Source organism: Streptomyces sp. NPDC051286, from assembly GCF_044455345.1.
In the GTDB taxonomy this organism is placed as follows: domain Bacteria; phylum Actinomycetota; class Actinomycetes; order Streptomycetales; family Streptomycetaceae; genus Streptomyces.
Window position 1 is genome coordinate 20541 of sequence record NZ_JBITER010000014.1, and the last position, 19413, is coordinate 39953.

16 protein-coding genes and 2 pseudogenes are annotated in these 19413 nt (G+C 71.5%); 11 read left to right on the top strand and 7 right to left on the bottom strand.

Annotation, left to right across the window (positions count from 1 at the left end; all coding sequences use genetic code 11):
- Positions 1 to 5: 5 nt before the first annotated feature.
- Both ACIBB8_RS16405 and ACIBB8_RS16410 read right to left on the bottom strand, forming a co-directional pair.
- Positions 6 to 434, bottom strand: a complete 429-nt coding sequence (locus tag ACIBB8_RS16405; RefSeq protein WP_398952596.1) for an FMN-binding protein — start codon at positions 432 to 434, stop codon at positions 6 to 8.
- A gap of 23 nt (positions 435 to 457) precedes the next feature.
- Positions 458 to 1810: a ferric reductase-like transmembrane domain-containing protein gene (locus tag ACIBB8_RS16410; RefSeq protein ID WP_398952598.1), complete on the bottom strand. Its 1353-nt coding sequence runs from the start codon at positions 1808 to 1810 to the stop codon at positions 458 to 460.
- A 196-nt stretch (positions 1811 to 2006) separates the two neighbouring features.
- Here ACIBB8_RS16410 and ACIBB8_RS16415 point away from each other — a divergent pair, with 196 nt between their 5' ends.
- The 5 genes and pseudogenes from ACIBB8_RS16415 to ACIBB8_RS16435 all read left to right on the top strand — a co-directional run bounded on the left by ACIBB8_RS16415 (position 2007) and on the right by ACIBB8_RS16435 (position 6726).
- Positions 2007 to 2741: a response regulator transcription factor gene (locus ACIBB8_RS16415; RefSeq protein ID WP_398952600.1), complete on the top strand. Its 735-nt coding sequence runs from the start codon at positions 2007 to 2009 to the stop codon at positions 2739 to 2741.
- Positions 2738 to 4162: a sensor histidine kinase gene (locus tag ACIBB8_RS16420; RefSeq protein WP_398952602.1), complete on the top strand. Its 1425-nt coding sequence runs from the start codon at positions 2738 to 2740 to the stop codon at positions 4160 to 4162. The genes ACIBB8_RS16415 and ACIBB8_RS16420 overlap by 4 nt, the downstream gene beginning before the upstream one ends.
- Positions 4163 to 4392: 230 nt before the next feature.
- Positions 4393 to 4629: pseudogene (locus tag ACIBB8_RS16425) on the top strand (YndJ family transporter); the annotation flags it as partial.
- A 113-nt stretch (positions 4630 to 4742) separates the two neighbouring features.
- Complete coding sequence (locus ACIBB8_RS16430; RefSeq protein WP_398952604.1) at positions 4743 to 5252, top strand: DUF1990 family protein; 510 nt, start codon at positions 4743 to 4745, stop codon at positions 5250 to 5252.
- 37 nt (positions 5253 to 5289) lie between these two features.
- The gene (locus ACIBB8_RS16435; protein ID WP_398952606.1) at positions 5290 to 6726 is read left to right on the top strand and encodes a lipase maturation factor family protein; all 1437 of its coding nucleotides are present in this window, start codon (positions 5290 to 5292) and stop codon (positions 6724 to 6726) included.
- A gap of 153 nt (positions 6727 to 6879) precedes the next feature.
- Here ACIBB8_RS16435 and ACIBB8_RS16440 read toward each other — a convergent pair whose 3' ends face one another.
- Both ACIBB8_RS16440 and ACIBB8_RS16445 read right to left on the bottom strand, forming a co-directional pair.
- Positions 6880 to 7053, bottom strand: coding sequence for a hypothetical protein (locus ACIBB8_RS16440; protein WP_266978285.1), 174 nt, complete (start codon positions 7051 to 7053; stop codon positions 6880 to 6882).
- Positions 7054 to 7329: 276 nt separating this feature from the next.
- Positions 7330 to 8814, bottom strand: a complete 1485-nt coding sequence (locus ACIBB8_RS16445; RefSeq protein ID WP_358861322.1) for an SDR family NAD(P)-dependent oxidoreductase — start codon at positions 8812 to 8814, stop codon at positions 7330 to 7332.
- A 496-nt stretch (positions 8815 to 9310) separates the two neighbouring features.
- Here ACIBB8_RS16445 and ACIBB8_RS16450 point away from each other — a divergent pair, with 496 nt between their 5' ends.
- Positions 9311 to 9766, top strand: a complete 456-nt coding sequence (locus ACIBB8_RS16450) for an ATP-binding protein (protein WP_398952609.1) — start codon at positions 9311 to 9313, stop codon at positions 9764 to 9766.
- A gap of 186 nt (positions 9767 to 9952) precedes the next feature.
- On the opposite strand, the gene ACIBB8_RS16455 is transcribed toward ACIBB8_RS16450, so the two are convergent.
- Positions 9953 to 10663, bottom strand: a complete 711-nt coding sequence (locus ACIBB8_RS16455; protein ID WP_398952611.1) for a (2Fe-2S)-binding protein — start codon at positions 10661 to 10663, stop codon at positions 9953 to 9955.
- A 233-nt stretch (positions 10664 to 10896) separates the two neighbouring features.
- Between ACIBB8_RS16455 and ACIBB8_RS16460 the strand changes: the two genes are divergently transcribed.
- Positions 10897 to 12138, top strand: a complete 1242-nt coding sequence (locus tag ACIBB8_RS16460) for a DMT family transporter (protein ID WP_398952613.1) — start codon at positions 10897 to 10899, stop codon at positions 12136 to 12138.
- Here the strand turns inward: ACIBB8_RS16460 and ACIBB8_RS16465 are convergent.
- Positions 12108 to 13409, bottom strand: coding sequence for a peptidoglycan DD-metalloendopeptidase family protein (locus ACIBB8_RS16465; RefSeq protein ID WP_398952615.1), 1302 nt, complete (start codon positions 13407 to 13409; stop codon positions 12108 to 12110). The genes ACIBB8_RS16460 and ACIBB8_RS16465 overlap by 31 nt on opposite strands.
- A 541-nt stretch (positions 13410 to 13950) precedes the next feature.
- Between ACIBB8_RS16465 and gndA the strand changes: the two genes are divergently transcribed.
- From gndA to ACIBB8_RS16480, 3 genes are all read left to right on the top strand, one after another.
- Positions 13951 to 15393, top strand: coding sequence for an NADP-dependent phosphogluconate dehydrogenase (gndA, locus tag ACIBB8_RS16470; protein WP_398952617.1), 1443 nt, complete (start codon positions 13951 to 13953; stop codon positions 15391 to 15393).
- Positions 15394 to 15536: 143 nt separating this feature from the next.
- Positions 15537 to 16610: a Dyp-type peroxidase gene (locus ACIBB8_RS16475; RefSeq protein ID WP_398952619.1), complete on the top strand. Its 1074-nt coding sequence runs from the start codon at positions 15537 to 15539 to the stop codon at positions 16608 to 16610.
- On the top strand, positions 16610 to 17407 hold the full coding sequence (locus ACIBB8_RS16480; protein ID WP_358861315.1) for a family 1 encapsulin nanocompartment shell protein: 798 nt from the start codon (positions 16610 to 16612) through the stop codon (positions 17405 to 17407). The genes ACIBB8_RS16475 and ACIBB8_RS16480 overlap by 1 nt, the downstream gene beginning before the upstream one ends.
- 135 nt (positions 17408 to 17542) lie before the next feature.
- Here the strand turns inward: ACIBB8_RS16480 and ACIBB8_RS16485 are convergent.
- A pseudogene (locus ACIBB8_RS16485) lies at positions 17543 to 17812 on the bottom strand (hypothetical protein); the annotation flags it as partial.
- Here ACIBB8_RS16485 and ACIBB8_RS16490 point away from each other — a divergent pair.
- A complete protein-coding gene (locus ACIBB8_RS16490; protein ID WP_398952621.1) occupies positions 17693 to 19339 on the top strand; it encodes a PucR family transcriptional regulator in 1647 nt (548 codons plus the stop codon). The pseudogene ACIBB8_RS16485 and the gene ACIBB8_RS16490 overlap by 120 nt on opposite strands.
- The last annotated feature ends 74 nt before the right edge of the window (positions 19340 to 19413 follow it).

A 19413-nucleotide genomic window follows, 5' to 3' on the forward strand; every position in this document is an offset into this window, starting at 1 on the left:
CGCGATCAGCCACCGGCCCGGTCCAATGCGCTCTGCAGGGACTCCATATAGCCCTGACTGGTGTAGCTGGCTCCGGAGACGGAGTCGATGTCCGCGCTCTGGGCACCGAGCGCCTCCCGGGTGAGCCGGGGCAGCGCGAACGCGGCGATCTCCCGGTCGTGGCCGTTCTCATCGGGCGCCCGGAGCACCCGCACGGCGGTAAGCCTCCCCTTGACGAGGGTGGCGGCGACCTGCACCGGTCCGTACCGCGTGTCCACCGGATCACCGTTGAACGTGCCCGTCGGAGCGGCGGCGTCGGTCGACGCGTGCGGGGAGACCGTGGTCGCCGGGCGCCTGCCCGCGTCGAGGAGACTTGGAGCCTGGTGTGGTTTCAGGGACAGCAGGGCCACGACCAGGGCACTGGTGCCGGTGGTGGCGAGAACGGCTCGGCGCACGGTGATTCTCCTCGGGACACTCATCAGAAAGTGAACGATTCGTGGTGGATGCGGCGGCGCGGCACTCCGGCGTCGCGCAGGGCGCGGATCGCAGCCTCGGTCATGCCGGGCGGTCCGCAGAGGTAGACGTCGTGCGCGGCCAGGCCGGGGACCAGACGACTGAGGGCCGGTGCGGTCAGTGGGGCACCCCCGTCGACGACGTAGTGGACCGTTGTGCGGCGGTGGGCGGCGATGGCATCGAGTTCGGCGCGCAGCGCCAGGTCCTCGGTCCGACGGGCACGGTAGACGAGTGTCACCGGTCCGGGCAGCGTCTCGAACAGGGTCCGCAGCGGAGTGATGCCGACTCCGCCCGCCAGCAGGAGCACCTGGTGTGCGGTACGGCGCCGCGCGGTGAGTCCCCCGTACGGTCCCTCGGCCCAGACCCGGGTGCCGGGTGCGAGACGGTCCAGCGCGGCACTGTGGGCGCCGCCGGCCTTGACGGTGATCCGCAGGTGGCGGGGATGGGCGGGCGCGGAGAGCGAGTACGGGTTGGCGGTCCACCACAGGCCTCGGGTGAGGAAGCGCCAGCGGAAGAACTGTCCCGGCTCGGCCCCCAGTTCGTCGAGGCGCTCGCCGGTGAGGTGTACGGAGACGACGCCGGGGGCTTCGGAGTGGACGGCGGTCACCGTCAGCCGGTGCCTCAGGCCGCGGCGTACCGGGACCGCGAACCGGTACCAGACGAGCAGGGCGGCGGCGCCCAGGTAGAGGGCGTACCACGCCAGCTGCGCGGTTCGGTTGCCGACGAAGTCGGCGCCGTCGGAGAGCTGGTGTCCGAAGGCGAGGAAGATCGCCAGATAGGTGGCGAAGTGGAGGTAGTGCCAGGTCTCATAGCTCATCCTGCGGCGGGCGGCGCGGGCAGAGACGGCACCGGTGAGGAGGAGAAGAAGAAAGCCCGCGGTGCCCTTGAGGAGGTCCGGGTAGTGCAGGACCAGGACCGAGGTCTGGCTCACCACGTCCGTGTGGGCGCTGAGGGAGTAGCCCCAGATGACGAGAAGGGTGTGGGCCAGGACCAGGGAGATGGTCCACCGGCCGGCGGCGGCGTGCAGGCGCGCCAGCCGGTCGGTGCCGATGCTGTGGTCCAGCAGGGGGACGCGGGCCATCAGAACCACCAGGACCGCGCAGGCGTACCCGGCCAGCAGCCCGGTGATGCGCCCTGCGTTGGTCAGCCGGCCCGCGGCGCCGACGACGGCGGACGTGTCGCTCCACCACAGGGCGAGGACGGCTGCGGCCCCCGCGTAGATGACGGCGGACACCAGATGCGGGGCGACGCTGCGCGGCGGGCGGCGGTGACGTGTGCCTTTGCTCGCGTACGGCGAGGCGGGGGCTGTGGTGGTCATGGGGCTCCCCTCGTAAGGGACCGCTGGGGCGGCCGACGGCGGCAAGCCTCGCAGCGCATCCTCTGCGTACCTTCTGAATGGGCGGCGGCCGCCCCGGTCCGCCGGGATTCCAGAGGGAGTGCAGAGGCAACTCAGAGGGAACTCAGAGGTCCCCGGCGGCCCGCCGCCGTGCGCGCTGGGGGATGCTGGACAGACCATGGACAACCACCGCGCACAGCCGCCCCTGCACCGCCTCGACGGGGGCCCGGTCCGGGTGCTGGTCGTCGACGACGAACCCGATCTGACGGAGGTGCTGGCCGGAGCGCTGAACGGCGAGGGCTGGCAGGTCCGTACCGCGGCGGACGGTGCCTCCGCCCTGGCCGCGGCGCGCGATTTCCGGCCGGACGCCGTCGTGCTGGACTGGATGCTGCCCGACATGGACGGGCTGCGCGTGCTGCGGGAACTACGCCGTGAGGCCCGTGAGGTGTGCGTGCTGTTCCTGACCGCCCGCGATGCGGTGGAGGACCGCATCGCCGGGATCACGGCGGGCGGCGACGACTATGTGACCAAGCCGTTCAGTCTGGAGGAGGTCCTCGCCCGGCTGCGCGGGCTGCTGCGGCGGGCGGGGATGGCCGGTGCGCCGGGCCGGCACCGGCTGACGGTCGGCGAGCTCACCATGGACGAGGAGGCCAGGGAGGTCCGGCGCGGCGGCGCCGTCGTCGAGCTGTCCCGCACCGAGTTCGAGCTGCTGCGCTTCCTGATGCGCAATCCGCGCCGGGTGCTGTCCAAGGAACAGATCCTCGACCGGGTCTGGGCATACGATTTCGGCGGCCGCGCCCATGTCGTCGAGCTGTACATCAGCTATCTCCGCAAGAAGATCGACGCGGGCCGCGCTCCCATGATCCATACGGTGCGCGGAGTGGGGTACGTCCTGAAACCGGATCGGTCATGAGGCGGCCGCCGCCGCACACGCTGCGCGGGCAGCTCACCGCCGGGCTCGTCCTGCTGCTCGCCGCCGCATGTCTCGCGGTCGGACTCACCACCGTCTACGCCCTCAAGGGCTTCCTGGTGAGCCGCCTGGACCAGCAGCTGACCGCGTCCGGCGGCAGGTTCCCCGCCAGCCTGGAGCACGAGGCCGCGCCGGACGCCGACAACCACCCGGACTCGCGGGGCCAGGCCGACTCCACCTTCGGCGCAAGGCTGCAGAACGGCCGGGTGACCCAGGCCGCCGTGGTCGATGAGCAGAACGTCCGCAAGGTGCCGTTGACCGCCGACGACCGGCGCACGCTCGCGGCTGTGCCCGACGCCGGGGAGGGCCGCAGCGTACGGCTCGCCGCGCTCGGTGGCTACCGGGTCGCGGCCGTCACCGGCGACGACCGGGACGTGCTGATCACCGGACTGCCGCTGCACCCCGTGGAAGAGACCCTCCACCGGCTCGAAGCGGTCGAGGGGGTCGTGTTCGGCGCGGTCCTGCTCGCCACCGGGGTGGCCGGAGCCCTGTGGGTACGGGTCTCCCTGCGCCCCCTGCGACGCGTCACGAAGCAGGCGGTCGGCGTGGCCCGGCTGCCGCTGGCCGGCGGCGAGGTCGCCATGCCCGACCCGCTGCCCGTCACCGATCCTCGTACCGAGGTCGGGCAGGTCGGCACCGCGTTGAACCGCATGCTCGGACACATCGGGGACGCGCTCGCCCGGCGGCAGGCGAGCGAGGAACGGCTGCGGCACTTCGCTGCTGACGCCAGCCACGAGCTGCGCACACCAGTCGCCAACATCCGCGGCCACGCCGAACTCGCGCTGCGCCACCACGGCCCCGTGCCCGCCGGGGTCCGGCACGCCCTGGAACGAATCCAGTCGGAGTCCGGGCGGATGAGCCGCCTGGTCGACGATCTGCTGCTGCTCGCCCGCCTCGACGCAGGGCGCCCGCTCGACCACGAACCGGTCGATCTGACCCTGCTCGTGCTCGACGCGACCGACGACGCACGGGCCGCGAGCCCCGGCCACCGCTGGCTCCTCGACCTCCCCGAGGAGCCCGTGACCGTCACCGGCGACGCGCACCGGCTCCAGCAGGTGATCGGCAATCTCCTCGCCAACGCCCGGGTACACACCCCGGACGGTACGGAGGTGACGGTGCGACTCCGGGCGGACGCCGCCGAGGTCCGGCTGACCGTCACGGACAACGGTCCGGGCATCCCCGACACGCTGCGGCCGGAGATCTTCGGGCGCTTCGTCCGCACCGACCCCAGTCGCGCAAGAGCCACCGGCAGCACGGGGCTCGGCCTGGCCATCGTCCGCGCGGTGGTGACCGCCCACGGCGGCACGGCCGATGTCGTGAGCCGGCCGGGACACACGGCGTTCCGGGTGGCCCTCCCGCGCTGACCCAGGACCCTCACTCGCCCCGCCATCCCCGGTCGAAGCAGGCGTACGGCCCCACGGAGACGCCCTCCGCGACGGCCCGCTCGTCGTCCTCCGCGGCTGCCGGATCGAGCTGCCGCCTGCGGCGAGCCCGGTCACCCCTCCTCTGCCACAACGGTCTTGAACGCGTTCAAGAAACCCCTTAGAGTCGGCACGGCAAGCTACTTGAACGCGTTCAAGGCGGGGGGTGCGGCATGTCCGTACTGGTCGGCACGATCGTGATGCTGGGCATGCTGGTCCTCGTACCCGCCGGTCTGCGCCTGACCGGCGCGCCCGAGCTCGACCGGATCCGCCGCCTGTGGCCGCTCTTCGCCGCACCCGGCGCCGCCTCCCTCTGGCTGCCGCGCGGCGGCCCCGCGACAGCTCTCGCCGCCTGCTACGCACTCGGGGCCGCACTTCTCGCCCTGCACGCGCCGCCCCGCCTGCTCCGCTGCGCGCTCTGCTCGGTGCTCGCCCGGCAAAGGCTCCAGAACGGCGCCGGCTCCGCCCCTACTGCCCCGACCCGCACCGTCCCATTTCTCACCGACCCCGAAGGCAGGTCGTCATGAGCACCCTCACGTACCCGGAGGTCGGAGCCACCCGGCTCGGCCCGCTCCCCGACGGCTACCACCACCTCCACCACCGGGTCGCGGTGGGCCGCGGCCGGGCCGACTTCGAGACGGCCGGCGCAGCCGTCACCGGCTGGCGCATGCACCGCACCTCCGGCGCCCGGGTGCGGGCGTCGACGGCTCGCGCCGAGCCCGGAACCTCCGTGCAGGTGTCGATCGGGCTCGGTCCGCTCCGGTTCACCGCGCCGTGCGAAGTCGTCTGGACCGCGTACGAGAAGGAGCGCATCGGCTTCGGGTACGGGACCCGGCACCGGCACCCCGAGTGCGGTGAGGAGTGCTTCGTGGTGGAGCTGGCGGACGACGGGACGGTGTGGTTCACCGTGCTGGCGTTCTCCCGTCCGGCCCGCTGGTACAGCAGGGTGGCGGGACCCCTCGTGCCGGTGCTCCAGCGCTGGTACGCACGCCGGCTCGGCACCGCGCTGGGACGGATCGTGTCGGAGGACTGAAGCGCTCAGCCGCTCCGCAGCATCGATACTGGAAGTGATGGGATGGTTCACCGCAGATGGCTACTGGCTCAGCCGGCTGATCTTCCAGCGGGCTCTCGCCTGCATCTACCTGGCCGGGTTTCTCGCCGCCGCCCTCCAGTTCCGGGCGCTGATCGGCGAACGGGGCATGCTGCCCGTGCCCGAGTTCCTGCGGCGAACGGACTGGCGGCTCGCTCCCGGTCTCTTCCGGCTCCACTACTCCGACCGGTTCTTCGCGGTGGTCGCCTGGACCGGCTGCGCGCTCGCGGTCGCGCTGATCGCCGGGGTGGATTCGTACGTACCGCTCTGGGCCGCCATGCTGATGTGGTTGCTGCCCTGGGCGTTGTATCTGTCGATCGTCCAGGTCGGCCAAGTCTGGTACAGCTTCGGGTGGGAGTCGCTGCTCCTGGAGACGGGCTTCCTCGCCGTCTTTCTCGGCAACGCGGACACGGCTCCGCCGGTGCTGGTGCTGTGGCTGCTGCGCTGGGTGCTGTTCCGGGTCGAATTCGGCGCCGGGCTGATCAAGATCCGGGGCGACGAGTGCTGGCGCAAGCTGACCTGCCTGTACTTCCACCACGAGACCCAGCCGATGCCGGGACCGCTGAGCTGGTTCTTCCACCGGTTGCCCCGATCGGTCCACCGGGTGGAGGTGGCGGCCAACCATGTCACCCAGCTCCTCGTCCCGATACTGCTCTTCACCCCGCAACCGGTGGCGAGTGCGGCCGCGGGACTGATGATCGTCACCCAGTTGTGGCTGGTGCTCTCCGGGAACTTCGCCTGGCTGAACTGGGTGACCATCGCTCTCGCCCTGTCCGCAGTCGACTGGTCGCTGGTCACCGCGCAGCCCGCACAGTCGGCGCCGCCGCTCTGGTACGAGGTGCTGGTCATCGCCGTCACCGCGCTGGTGGTCGCCCTCAGTTACCGTCCGGCGCGCAATCTGATCTCCCGCCGCCAGGTGATGAACCGCTCGTTCGACCCGTTGCATCTCGTCAACACGTACGGCGCGTTCGGCAGCATCAGCCGGGTCCGGCTGGAGATCGCGGTCGAGGGCACCGACGAGACGGTGCTCCACCCCGACACCGTCTGGCAGGAGTACGGCTTCCGGGGCAAGCCGGGCGATCCCCGGAGGCTTCCGCGCCAGTTCGCTCCCTATCACCTGCGCCTGGACTGGCTGATGTGGTTCGCGGCGCTCTCTCCCGCGTACGCCCATCCCTGGTTCGGGCCCTTCCTGGAACGGCTGCTGGAGAACGACCGGGACACGCTGCGGCTGCTGCGCCACAACCCGTTCCCCAGCACCCCGCCCACGCACCTCCGCGCCAGGGTGTACCGCTACCGGTACACGACCTGGCGCGAGCTGCGTGCCACCGGGAACTGGTGGCACCGCACCTATGTGCGGGAATTCATCAGACCGGTGGCCCTCGCCCCCGCCCGCATCAGCCCGACCACGCCCCCTTGAAGACCCGGGCCCCGGGGCTACCTGGATTCCGCCCGGTGCGGTGACCCGGCCGGGACACGCCGGAGCCCCGGCCCTCCGTTGTGTCGGAAGGCCGGGGCTCCCTGGCTGACGGACATCGCGGACATCGGGCGGGCACGCAGCCGGGCCCGCAGATCAGTCGATGCCGGGCAGGATGTGCGGCTCGGCGAGATCGTCCTCGTAGCCGGCCAGCCGGATCGGCGCGGATCTGGCCCAGACTTCGAGGTTCTGGAGTTTCTCGGGCCGACGGGCCCGCTCTCCCTGTCGCTCGGCCGGTCGCTTCTCTTGCTTCGTCAGTTCTGGTGTCACCGCGCACTCCTTTGTGTCGCGAAACCCCGGGCGTTGCCGACACTCCGGCCTCATTACCGGAAATCGACCGCCCACAGGGGGCGGGGCAGGAACAGTTCGGTCGCGGTGGCGCCGGGTACAAGGCGGAACGGCGGCCTGGTTACAAGCCTGTCCCAGGACGGCCCGGGGAGTTTTGTGGTTCCCCGGGTGGCGTCCGTTCACCTCAGCCTAACCAAATGAGCGCTTTCGCGCTCGATGGAACGTGTGCGCTCAGTCACTTTCGGACAACGGATCGATCTACCAACCGGCCGGCGCGTAGTCCTTCAGGAAGCAACCGAACAGGTCCTCTCCCGCTTCGCCGCGCACGATCGGGTCGTAGACCCGGGCAGCGCCGTCGACCAGGTCGAGTGGGGCGTGGAAGCCCTCCTCGGCCAGCCGGATCTTGTCGGGGTGCGGGCGCTCGTCGGTGATCCAGCCCGTGTCGACGGCAGTCATCAGGATGCCGTCCTTCTCGAACATCTCCTGGGCGCTGGTGCGGGTGAGCATGTTCAGCGCCGCCTTGGCCATGTTGGTGTGCGGGTGGCCCGCGCCCTTGTAGCCGCGACTGAACACACCCTCCATCGCGGAGACGTTGACCACGTAGGCGCGCTTGGCCGCCGTCGCGGCCATCGCGGGACGGAGCCGGCTGATCAGGATGAAGGGCGCGGTGGAATTACAGAGCTGGACCTCGAGCAGCTCGATCGGCTCAACCTCTTCGACCGTCTGGATCCAGCTGTTCGTGTGATGCAGGTCCGGCACGAGACCGCCCGCGTCGATCGCGGTGCCCGCAGCGATCCGTTCCAGCGAGGCGGATCCGGTGACCAGGGCCAGTTCCGTGACGTCCTGCGCGCTCAGCCCCTCCTTGCGGGCGGCGGGCAGGGCGGCGACGCGGTCGACCGAGCCGCTGCCGAAGGTGCCGATGACCTCGGCCGCGGGGAGTTCCCCCGCGGGCAGCGGTGCGGACTCGGCACCGAGCAGTTCGCTGTACGCCTGCGGGGAGCGGCGAACCGTCTGCGCGGCGTTGTTGATCAGGATGTCCAGCGGGCCCTCGGCGGCGACCGAGTCGGCGAGCGCGACGACCTGGGCGGGGTCGCGCAGGTCGATACCGACGATCTTCAGCCGGTGGATCCACTCGTCACTGTCCGGCATCGCCTTGAAGCGGCGGATCGCGTCGTTGGGAAAGCGGGTGGTGATGGTGGTGTGCGCGCCGTCGCGCAGCAGCCGCAGCGCGATGTACATGCCAATCTTGGCCCGGCCGCCGGTGAGCAGCGCCCGGCGTCCCGTCAGGTCGGTCCGCGCGTCGCGGCGGGCCCGGTTCTCCTTGGCACACTGCTGGCAGAGCTGGTGGTAAAAAGCGTCCACCTCGACGTACCGGGTCTTGCAGATGTAGCAGGAACGGGGCCGCTGGAGTATCCCGGCGATCTCGGCAGTGGCCGAGGAGGACGGCAGGACACCCTGGGTCTCGTCATCGATGCGGTCGGCCGAGCCGGTGGCGGTGGCCTCGGTGACAGCCTTGTCGTGCGCGGTCTTGGCGGCCCGGCGCTCCTGACGTCGGCGCTGCTTCACCGTCCGGTAGATACCGGCGGTGGCGCGGCGCACGGCGATGGCGTCCGGGTGGTCGACCTCGATGGTGTCGAGTTCGTCGAGCACGCTCAGGCAGACGGCCAGCCGCTCCGGGTCGATGCCGGGACCGAACTCCTCGATACCGGGAGCGAACTCCGCGCTGTCCTCTGTCACCGTCATTGCCGTTCCTCTGTCAGTCATGCCGCCGGGATCTCTCGGCGGCCCCGGCGCATTGCCGCACCGGGCTCACGAGGACTGGTATCCACGGGGCTGAGGCCCGGCTGCGGGCTTGCGCGAAGCCGCCGCACTTCGGGCCGAACGCCCCGCTCAAGTCTGCCATGTCCGCCGCGCTGCTCCATCCGGGTGATCAGGGCGGCCAGCGGGCCGCGGGAGGGAACCCCAGGGACCCGGGTGACGTCGGCAGCCCGACGGCAGCACCCAGGACAGGATCGCGCACGCGCAGGGGCCACGGTGGGTGCCGTGACCGGGCCGGCGAAAGGAAAGCCGGTTCACCGTGGCCGTGCGCCGGATCGACGAGTGCTTCGTGACGGTCGTACGACTGCCGGGACGCCCCTGACCACCCTCGTCGTTCCCAGGAGTGGGATGTCATGACACGGGTAGATGAACCGCGAAGAATAGGTCACCGACCTCCCCTGCTGCGCCCTGGCTGGAGCTCATGAACCCATACGCCCTCTCCCGGCCGGACGACCCGCATCCGGGTCACCGGCCCACTGAGGCACTGCACATCACCGAAGTGTTCGGTGGTGAGCCGGGATGCATCGCACAGGCGCGCGCACTGGCCGACCGCTTTCTGATCAGGCTCGCCACGGAATGGCTGGCGGTGCTCGGCGAGCACACGCGTAACGATCTGATGCTGGCCGTGAGTGAGCTGGTCACCAACGCCGACCGCTACAGCCACGGCCCCTACCTGCTGGAGCTGGAGGGCACCGCGCAGCGGGTCAGCGTCACGGTCTACGACAGCAGCACGGCACTTCCCGTCTTTTTCTCCCCCGACCCGACCCGCCTCGGCGGTCACGGCATGGAGATCGTCGTCGCCCTGTGCGACCGCCTCACCGCCGAGCGGGTGCCGGTGGGCAAGCGGATCCGGGCCGAGTTCGAGCTCAGCAGCTGACCCGTTCGCAGCCCGGCCACGGTCCGGTGGACAGCCTTCAGGCCCTGTTCCGGGGACCAGCCGCCGGGAGGTCGGGCTCCGGCTGCCCACGCGGGGCCGCAGGGCGTCGCGGGCGCGGAAGGAGCCGGTCGAGGGGTCGTGAGGGCCTGCGACGCCGTCACGGCATCTCTGCCGGCGCGCGGTCGATCACCGAGGGGCGCAGTCCGCAGGGGGTCCCGGTTTGCGGTCGAGGACGCAGTCCCCGCAGAGGCCCCCGCCCGGGCACCGGTAGTAGAGGCAGCAGCTGCGTCTGCGGAACGCCGGGGTGTGCGGGGAGCCGGTGGTGCGCAGATCCGGGTGGTCGAAGAGTTCGGCGACCAGGGCGCGGGCCCGTTGCGCGACGTCCGGGCGGTGGTGGGTCCGCGCCCAGGCGATCAGTTCGCGGAGTGCTCCGGCGAGGGCCGATCCCGCGTTGCCCCAGAGCAGCCGCGGAGCGAGGTGTCCGTCCTGGCGGATCGCCTCCGCCAGGGGGACGAGATGGCCGAACTGGACGACCTCGCGGATCCGGTCCGCGGTGCCGGGCAGCGTGGCGACCGGCTCGTGCCACAGGTCGTCGGGGGCGGGGCGCTGCGGGTCCCAGTGGAGCGTGCCGGGGGACAGATCGGGGAAGCGGCCCCTGATGGCCGCCGGCCCCAGGGCGGTCGACCAGAGACGGGCGGCCAGGCCCAGGTGAGCGACGGACGCGGCCACTCTGCGGTCCGGGGCACGGAGCGCAGAGGCGACCGTGTCGATACGGACTGTGAGCGGTTCCGTCTCTCCCGCGTACAGCCGGGCCAGCGGACGGTGTGCGCCACCGGGTACCGGTGTGCTGCGCAGGGCGAAGAAGCCGCCCGGCGAGGCCGCGTCCGCCTGCTTCATGCGCTGTTCCTGCGCCGGTCCATCGATCACTCCTGGTGACATCCCGGGCATCCCGGGTACCGCGGCTCGCCGTTCACTGTATCGCTGCAGGATGATCGTCCTGAGGCCCGACGGGAGGAGGACTACCGTCGGGAGGAGGACACGCGGACCACTGCCGTACTACCAAAGCAGTACGTCGGATCGCAGTCTCAAGGACGACGACTCGGCGGCTTTGAAGGGCCATCGTGGTGCACATGAGTTTCCTCGCACTGTCGGTGCTGCTGTCACTGGTCTCCGCGGTCGCGTACGCGGCCGGGGCAATCGTCCAGGAGCGCGTCGCCACGGCCGGAGACGGCCGCTCGCTCACCCCTCTGCGCAACCGCGTGTGGTGGGTGGCGGTGGCGTTGAACGGTGTGGGTGCGGTGCTGCACGTGCTGGCACTGGCGTACGGCCCGCTCAGCCTGGTGCAGCCGCTCGGTGCGCTGACGATCGTCTTCGCCCTGCCGATGGCCGCCCTCTTCGTGCGCCGCCGGGCCGGGGCGACTGCCTGGCGCGGCGCGATCATGGCGACGGCCGGTCTGGCGGGCCTGCTCGCGCTCACCGGCAGCGGCGAGTCGCACACGCTGGACGGGCCGGAGCAGTTCATGCTCGCGACGGTGACGTTCGGTGCGGTGGCGCTGCTTCTCGTGGTCTCGAAGGGCGTGCGGAAGCCGGTGGTACGGAGCGTGGTGCTGGCCGGTGCGGCCGGTGTCGCGTTCGGTATCGCCTCCGTGTTCACGAAGACGGAGGCGATGGAGTGGACGTCGGGTGCCGTGGGCGCGGGGCTGCCCACGCTCCTGGTGATCGCGGCGCTGGCAGGGGCCGGACTGTTGCTGGCCCAGGCTGCGTACCGGGGCGCCGGCCTCACCGCTCCGCTCGCGACGGTGACCGTCGTGAACCCGGTGATCGCGGCGGCGGTCGGCATCACGCTGTTCGGCGAGGAGTTCCGGCACGGCACGGCGGGCACGGTGCTGGCGCTCGCGTGCGGCGTGGTGGCCGCGGGCGGGCTGATCCTGCTGACCACGGAGCGGATGAGCGCGGAGCAGCGCGAGAATCAGCGGGTCCAGGGGATCGGCGCGGATGTGCCGGAGATGGATTCCCGGGTTGCCCTGGAAGACATGGAAGGTGCCCCGGAGGGCGCGGAGAGTGCCGCCGAGTCCGCCGGTGCGGTGGAGTTCGCGGGGGTACCGGCCGGGCATCAGCCGCAGGCGGAGCCTGCCAGGGGCACGCCCGCCGTGTCCGGTTCGGCCGCTGCCGGCTCGATTCCCCCGCTGCCCCCGCCGCCGGTGACGGTGCCGGTGACGCTGAGGGGTCGCCGGGCGGGTCGGGTTGGGTTCGGCCCCGCGTCGCTGCCGCGCACGGGTTCGGGACGACGTGTCCTGTCGGCCGCCGAGCCCGATGACTCCGCGCAACCTCCCGGCAGCGTTCAGACGCTGACGCCGCCCGCCCTGAGGTAGGTCACGGGGTCGATGTCGGAGCCGTAGCCGGGGCCGGTACGAATCTCGAAGTGCAGATGCGGTCCGGTGACGTTGCCCGTGGAGCCCGAGCGCGCGATGCGCTGACCGCCGCTGATGTGCTGGCCCTCGCGCACATGGAGCGCGGACAGGTGCGCGTACTGGCTGTACGTGCCGTCGCTGTGCCGGATGACGATCTCGTAGCCGTACGCTCCCGCCCAGCCAGCCGACACGACCGTGCCGGAGGCCACCGCCTTGACCGACGTGCCGGTGGGGACGGGGAAGTCGATGCCCGTGTGATAGCCGCTCGCCCAGGAACCGGCCTGGTGGTAGGAGGTGCCGATGCGGGTCGCCGCCACCGGGGCGGTGAGCCCGGAGTGCTTCTCGGCCCGCTCGGCCTTCCTGGGGTGAGTCTTTGCCGCCTGGTGCGGCTTCGCCTCTTTCGTGTGGTGCGGTTTCGCCGCCTGGTGCTGCGGTTCCGCCTGTTCGTGCTTCGGTTCCGCCTGTCGACGCGGCTTCGCCTTCTGCTGCGGTCCGGTGGACGCACCCGGCTTGAGGCCGGTCTTCGAAGCGGGCTTCGGGGTCCGGGCCGCGTCCAGGGTGATCCGCTGGCCGGGGAAGATCAGGTCCGGGTCGTCGCCGACCACCTTGCGGTTGGCCGCATAGAGATGCTGCCAGCCGCCCCTCACGCGCTCGGTCGACGCGATCGCGGAGAGCGAGTCGCCGCGCGCAACGGTGTACGACTCGCGCTTGCCGGGCACCGTGGTCGGTGTGACGGGTGCGGGTGCCTTGTCGGCCTTCGGTTTCGACTTCTTCGGGGTGGAAGTCCCCTTCGAGGAGGTGTCGACGGGACCGCCGGTCCGCTCCGCCTGCGGCTTGACGTCGGGGGCGCCGCCGCCCCGAGTCAGGCCCGCCCGGGTGGAGCAGGCCGGCCAGGCACCGGGGCCCTGCGCCTCCAGTACCTTCTCCGCAATAGCCATCTGCTGTGCCTTGGTGGCCAGATCGGCGCGCGGCGCGTAGGCGGTGCCGCCGTAAGCGGCCCAGGTCGACCGGGTGAACTGCAGCCCGCCGAAGTATCCGTTGCCCGAATTGATGTGCCAGTTGTTGGTGGACTCGCAGGCGGCGACCTTCTCCCAGACATCCGTCGACGCGGCACCCGCCGAAGCTGCGCTGATGAGCGGGAGCGCGATGCCCGCACCGCCTGCCGTGACCGTCAGCGAGGCGCGGTTGATGCGGCTGGGCTGGTATTTGCGGTGCCGTCCGTTCGCGGCCATGACTTGGCTCCCCCACTGGCTGTAGGACACGTCGCAAGCGGTCAACTTAGGTGCAGGTAAAGGGGGATGACAAGGGCTCAGCCGAGATCCCGCTTGTCACGCACGAAACGGGCGCACCTCGGATCGCGAGGAACAGAGGCTCTTCCGGGGCATGTTGACGGCGGCGCGCACCGTCCGCTCGAACGGTACGTCCCGTCGGCCGGTCGTCCGGCCGTGGACGACGGCACCGGCATCGCCCGGGGCGCGGGTGCCGTATGCGATGCGCATACCGCCCGTTGCTTGCGCCTCACCCGACCGCGCCCGGGGGCCGCCGCGACAGAGCCGGAGCGATGCCGGCCACCGCGTCCAGCGGCGGGGACGGGCGGGGCCTGTCCCCCGCGGGAGAGCCCTGTTCCACCGGCCCGGCCGGCTCCCCGCCCGACCGTACGGGCGTTCTGCTGCAACAGCGTGAACGGAGCGGTGCGGCATGAACAGGCCGGGCCCGCTTCCCGTAGCCATACTGGTCATCCCGGCATCCTCGACAGATTGCAGGAGCACACAGATGAGCGGCACTGCGCAGATCGGCGTCACTGGACTCGCGGTGATGGGCCGCAATCTCGCCCGGAACTTCGCCCGCAACGGCTTTACGGTCGCGGTGCACAATCGTACGACCGCAAAAACCGATGCCCTGGTCAAGGAGTTCGGCGACGAGGGCACCTTCGTCGCCGCACGCACACCGGAGGAGTTCGTGGCGGCACTGGAGCGACCGCGTCGGCTGGTCATCATGGTGAAGGCGGGCGATCCGACCGACGCCGTGATCCAGGAGTTCGCCCCGCTGCTCGAGGAGGGCGACGTCATCATCGACGGCGGCAATGCCCACTTCGAGGACACCCGCCGCCGCGAGAAGGACCTGCGGGAGCGCGGGATCCACTTCGTCGGTGTCGGTATCTCCGGCGGCGAGGAGGGTGCGCTGAACGGGCCGAGCATCATGCCGGGCGGCTCCACCCGGTCGTACGAATCCCTGGGGCCGCTGCTGGAGAGGATCGCCGCAAAGGCGAAGGACGGCACCCCGTGCACCACGCACATCGGCCCCGACGGCGCCGGGCATTTCGTGAAGATGGTCCACAACGGCATCGAGTACGCGGACATGCAGCTGATCGCGGAGGCCTACGACCTGCTGCGCCGGGTGGCCGGCTACTCCCCCGCGCAGATCGCCGAGACATTCCGCAGCTGGAACACCGGCCGCCTCGACTCGTATCTGATCGAGATCACCGCCGAGGTCCTCGCCCATACGGACGCGGCGACGGGCAAGCCCTTCGTCGACATCGTGCAGGACCGTGCCGAGCAGAAGGGGACGGGCCGCTGGACGGTGCAGATCGCGCTGGATCTGGGGGTGCCGGTCTCCGGTATCGCGGAGGCGGTGTTCGCCCGTTCCCTGTCGGGCCACGCGGATCTCCGGGAGGCCGCACGGGAGTTGCCGGGGCCGTCGGCCGTCCCCCTCACCGGGTCAGGGGCGGCAGCCTTCGCCGACCAGGTCGAACAGGCGCTGTACGCCTCCAAGATCGTCTCCTACACGCAGGGGTTCCACCAGATCCGGGCGGGCAGCGAGGCGTACGACTGGAACATCGATCTCGGTGGGGTAGCGGCGATCTGGCGGGCCGGATGCATCATCCGGGCCGCATTCCTGGACCGGATCCGCGCAGCGTACGACGCGCGTCCCGGGCTGGTGAGTCTCCTCTCCGACCAGCAGTTCGCCGCCGAGATCGGTGCGGCGCAGGACGACTGGCGGACGGTGGTCGCCGAGGCGGTGCGCCAAGGGGTGCCGACCCCCGGGTTCGCCGCCGCGCTCTCGTACTACGACGGGGTGCGCGCCGACCGGCTGCCCGCAGCGCTCACACAGGGGCAGCGGGACTTCTTCGGAGCGCACACCTATCGGCGTACCGACCGTGACGGCTCGTTCCACACGCTCTGGGGCGGCGACCGGTCGGAGGTCGCCACCGGCTGACGGGGGCGCCCGGTCGCCCGGTCGGGTCCCGCGGGATGCGGCGGGGCCGCACGTATGCGTAAGTAGCAGCGAGTACCGTCGGCGTCCCGCACCACCGGGATGCCCCAGCCGAGCTGTCGCCACCACCCACTCGGAGCCGCCGCATGCCCGACGCCGTCCCGGACCCGGCCGCCGCCCAACCCGTCGTCACGCCGCTGACCACCGCTGCCCTGATCCTGGTCGTCACGATCGAACCCGGTGGTGAGAGCGCCGTACGCGAGGTGCTGCCGGACCTTGCGGCGTTCGCCCGTTCCATCGACTTCCGGGTGCCCGACGCCGGACTTGCCTGTGTGACCGGGTTCGGCTCGGACGCCTGGGACCGGCTGTTCGCGGGGCCCCGGCCGGCCTCCCTCCATCCGTTCCGGGAGTTGCACGGCGCGCGCCACCACGCCCCCGCCACCCCGGGCGATCTGCTGTTCCACATCCGGGGCGAGCAGATGGACGTGTGTTACGAGTGGGCCGCCCGACTGCTCGACCGGCTCGACGGGGCGGTGACGGTCGTCGACGAGACGCAGGGGTTCCGGTACTTCGACCACCGGGACCTGCTCGGTTTCGTCGACGGGACGGAAAACCCGGTCGGCGCCGGTGCGCGGACGGCGGCGCTCGTGGGCTCCGCAGCCGACCCCGCCTTCGCGGGCGGCAGCTATGTCATCGTGCAGAAGTATCTCCACGACCTGGCGTCCTGGAACACGCTGAGCACGGAGGAGCAGGAGCGTGTCATCGGCCGCACCAAGCTGGACGACGTCGAGCTGCCCGACGCCGTCAAACCCCATGACTCCCATGTCGCGTTGAACACCCTCACCGCGCCGGACGGCACCGCGCGCGAGATCCTGCGCGCCAACATGCCGTTCGGCAGTTTCGAACAGGGCGAGTTCGGCACGTACTTCATCGGATATGCCGCCGATCCGGACGTGACCGAACAGATGCTCCGCAATATGTTCCTCGGAGATCCGCCGGGCACGTACGACCGCATTCTCGACTTCTCGACCGCCGTCACCGGCACCCTCTTCTACGCCCCCAGCGCCGACTTCTTCGACGCCCCGCCGCCGACCCCCGTCCTGTCCGGGACCGAATCCCTGTCGCAGCCGGCGTCCGCGCCAGTCGCTCGGATCGCGGTTCCGGCGGATGCGCGGGACGGTTCGCTGCATATCGGCAGCCTGCAAGAAAGCGCCCAGTGATGAACAACCTCCACCGCGAACTCGCCCCCGTCACGGAAGCCGCCTGGGACCAGATCGAGGAGGAGGCCCGGCGCACCTTCAGCCGCCATCTGGCGGGCCGTCGCGTCGTCGATGTGACGGATCCCGAGGGACCGTCGTTCTCGGCGGTCGGTGACGGGCATCTGCGGGAGATCGACCCACCGACGCCGGATGTCATCGCCCGGGCCCGAACCTCCGTGCCGGTGATCGAGTGGCGGGTGCCGTTCACGGTGACGCGGGCGGCCGTGGACGATGTCGAGCGCGGCTCCGACGACAGTGACTGGCAGCCCGTCAAGGACGCCGCCCGGACGTGTGCGTTCGCCGAGGACATGGCCATCATCGACGGGTACGCGGCGGCCGGGATCACCGGCCTGCGCGACGGCTCCTCGCACACTCCGCTGCCGCTGCCCGCCGATGCGCGCGACTATCCGGCCACGGTGAGCCAGGCGCTGACCCAGCTGCGGCTGGCCGGTGTGGACGGGCCGTACCGGCTGCTGCTCGGCGCCGACGCATTCACCGAGGCGACCGAGACGTCCGACCACGGCTATCCGGTGGCCACGCATCTCGCTCGGCTGCTGGACGACCAGATCCTCTGGGCGCCCGCCGTCGCGGGCGGTGTGCTGCTGTCCACCCGCGGTGGCGACTTCGAACTGCGCCTTGGCCAGGACCTGTCCATCGGCTATCGGGACCACGACGCGACGCACATCCGGCTCTACTTCCACCAGTCGTTCACGTTCCGGATGCTGACGCCGGAAGCCGTGGTCCCGATCATCGCCTGACGGCCGGGGCCGGGTCCGCGGCTGCTGCCTACCGGTGCCCGGCCGCCTTGACGGCCCGTCGGTCTCGCCGCCGGTCCAGGTGCCGTACGAGGGGTACGTGTACTCGTCGTCCAGGAGGCCCACCGAGTGGCCTATCTCATGAACGGCGATCATGCTCGACTTGGAGTTGTCGGAGGAGGGCGTGGACACGCCGCCGAAGGGGTAGTCCTCGGCCTGCAGACCGGAGTAGCCGGCGCCGCCGTACTTGGTCCTGCCATCGGCCGGTCGCTCGTATGCTCGGTTCCCATGACGAGGCGCGACGTGCCCGAGCCGGAGCGGGAGCCGCAATCCGGGGTCACGCTCCGCGAGATCCTGGCGTTCGACGACGGCGGCGCCCTCCGTCTGTTGCTCGCGCCCGCCGACCACGTCGTCGGCGTCCGCGGTGTGGCGGTCGGCGACGAAGGGCAGGCACAGCCACTCGAACAGCGCATCGTGCTGGCCGTCGGCCCGCCGGCCTCCTCCGCCGATGCGGCGGGCCCGGTCCGCGAGGCCGCCCGGCGCGGCGCCTGCGCCGTAGTGCTCCGCGATACGGAGGGGGTGCCCGCGGCGCCCGAAGTACTGGCCGCCGCCGAGGAGTCGGGCATCGCCCTGCTCGCCCGTGCGGCCTGGGCCGACTGGACCGACACCGCGACTCTGCTGCGTTCCGCGCTCTCCTACGCCGCGACGGGCCGTGCCGGGGACACGGCCATCACAGCGGACACCTCAGTCGGCGGGCTGACAGCCCTCGCCTCGGCCATCGCCGAGCACACCGGGGGCTCCATCACTATCGAGGACACCCACTTCCGGGTGCTGGCCCACTCCGCCACCCGCCCCGAGGCCGACGGGGTCCGCCGGTCCACGATTCTCGGCGGCAGGGTTCCCGAGTGGCGCGTCGCCGAGCTCCGGCGCAGCGGAATCCTCCGCGCCCTGTGGACGTCCCGGGACGTCATCCACCGGGCCGCCGAAGGCGACAGCCCCGAGCGACTGATCATCGCGGTCCGCAGCGGCTCCGAAGTCCTCGGCTCCATCTGGGCGGCCACGGACGGGCGCGCGCTCTCCGCGCAGGCAGCGGACGCGCTGCGGCGCGGAGCTGAACTCGCCGCCCCCCACCTCGTGCAGCACCGGCTGCGCGCGAGCGGGGCCGTGCGCCGGAGGAACCATGCGCTGCGCGGTCTGCTGTACGGGTGCGGGGACCGGCGCACCCACGCCTGGTCGCTGGGGCTGCCACCGGACGCGCCGTGCGCGGTCCTGGTGGCCGAACGCGACGGCGCGGCAGGGCCGTCGGCCGACCGCGTCCTCGATGTACTCGGTCTGCACGCATCCTCGTACCGCCCCTCGGTCCGCGTGCTGCGCGACGGGGACCGGCTGCTGGTGCTGCTGCCCGTCGAGCGCGGCCGGGACAGGGAAGTGCTCGGCCTTGCACGCGAGTTGGACGCACTCGCCGTGTCGATGCACGGCTCTGCGCCGGTCCGGGTCGGTGCGGGTCCCGTCGTGCCCACCGCCCTGCGGGCCGCCGCCTCCTGCGAGGAGGCGACGCTGGTCGTACGAGTGCTGCGCAACCGCGCCGCGCGCGGCTGGGATCCTGAGCCGCCGCGGTACGCCGGGGCGGCCGAGGTCGGTCCCTCCCTGGACGTCCTGCGGATCCTGGACGCCGTACGGCCCGTCTGGGAAGCGGGCCGCGGGCCGGTGCACGACCTCGTACGGTCCGACCTGGCGACCGGGGGCGAGCTGGTCCGCTCCCTCGCCGCCTACTTCGACGCGTCGGGCGACATCGCCCGGGCCGCCCGGCAGCTCGTCCTGCACCCCAACACGCTGCGGTACCGGCTGCGCCGCGCCCGGGAGCGGTACGGCGTCGATCTCGACGACCCCGACACCCGGCTGCTCATCACCCTCGCCGTCCGGCTGAACGGCTAGATTTGTCCCTGATTCGTATGGTCGTTGGCCCTGCGGCCAAGGTCCGGCGCCGATCCTGTTCTGCTCGACAGAGA

What these genes read in the sequence shown, in the direction of transcription:
- ACIBB8_RS16490 (WP_398952621.1), top strand. Translation starts at nt 17,693, where the DNA reads ATGACGAGGCGCGACGTGCCCGAGCCGGAGCGGGAGCCGCAATCCGGG.
- ACIBB8_RS16460 (WP_398952613.1), top strand. Translation starts at nt 10,897, where the DNA reads ATGAGTTTCCTCGCACTGTCGGTGCTGCTGTCACTGGTCTCCGCGGTC.
- ACIBB8_RS16465 (WP_398952615.1), bottom strand. Translation starts at nt 13,409, where the DNA reads ATGGCCGCGAACGGACGGCACCGCAAATACCAGCCCAGCCGCATCAAC.
- ACIBB8_RS16475 (WP_398952619.1), top strand. Translation starts at nt 15,537, where the DNA reads ATGCCCGACGCCGTCCCGGACCCGGCCGCCGCCCAACCCGTCGTCACG.
- ACIBB8_RS16420 (WP_398952602.1), top strand. Translation starts at nt 2,738, where the DNA reads ATGAGGCGGCCGCCGCCGCACACGCTGCGCGGGCAGCTCACCGCCGGG.
- ACIBB8_RS16415 (WP_398952600.1), top strand. Translation starts at nt 2,007, where the DNA reads ATGGACAACCACCGCGCACAGCCGCCCCTGCACCGCCTCGACGGGGGC.
- ACIBB8_RS16480 (WP_358861315.1), top strand. Translation starts at nt 16,610, where the DNA reads ATGAACAACCTCCACCGCGAACTCGCCCCCGTCACGGAAGCCGCCTGG.
- ACIBB8_RS16410 (WP_398952598.1), bottom strand. Translation starts at nt 1,810, where the DNA reads ATGACCACCACAGCCCCCGCCTCGCCGTACGCGAGCAAAGGCACACGT.
- gndA (WP_398952617.1), top strand. Translation starts at nt 13,951, where the DNA reads ATGAGCGGCACTGCGCAGATCGGCGTCACTGGACTCGCGGTGATGGGC.
- ACIBB8_RS16455 (WP_398952611.1), bottom strand. Translation starts at nt 10,663, where the DNA reads ATGAAGCAGGCGGACGCGGCCTCGCCGGGCGGCTTCTTCGCCCTGCGC.
- ACIBB8_RS16430 (WP_398952604.1), top strand. Translation starts at nt 4,743, where the DNA reads ATGAGCACCCTCACGTACCCGGAGGTCGGAGCCACCCGGCTCGGCCCG.
- ACIBB8_RS16435 (WP_398952606.1), top strand. Translation starts at nt 5,290, where the DNA reads ATGGGATGGTTCACCGCAGATGGCTACTGGCTCAGCCGGCTGATCTTC.
- ACIBB8_RS16450 (WP_398952609.1), top strand. Translation starts at nt 9,311, where the DNA reads ATGAACCCATACGCCCTCTCCCGGCCGGACGACCCGCATCCGGGTCAC.
- ACIBB8_RS16445 (WP_358861322.1), bottom strand. Translation starts at nt 8,814, where the DNA reads ATGACGGTGACAGAGGACAGCGCGGAGTTCGCTCCCGGTATCGAGGAG.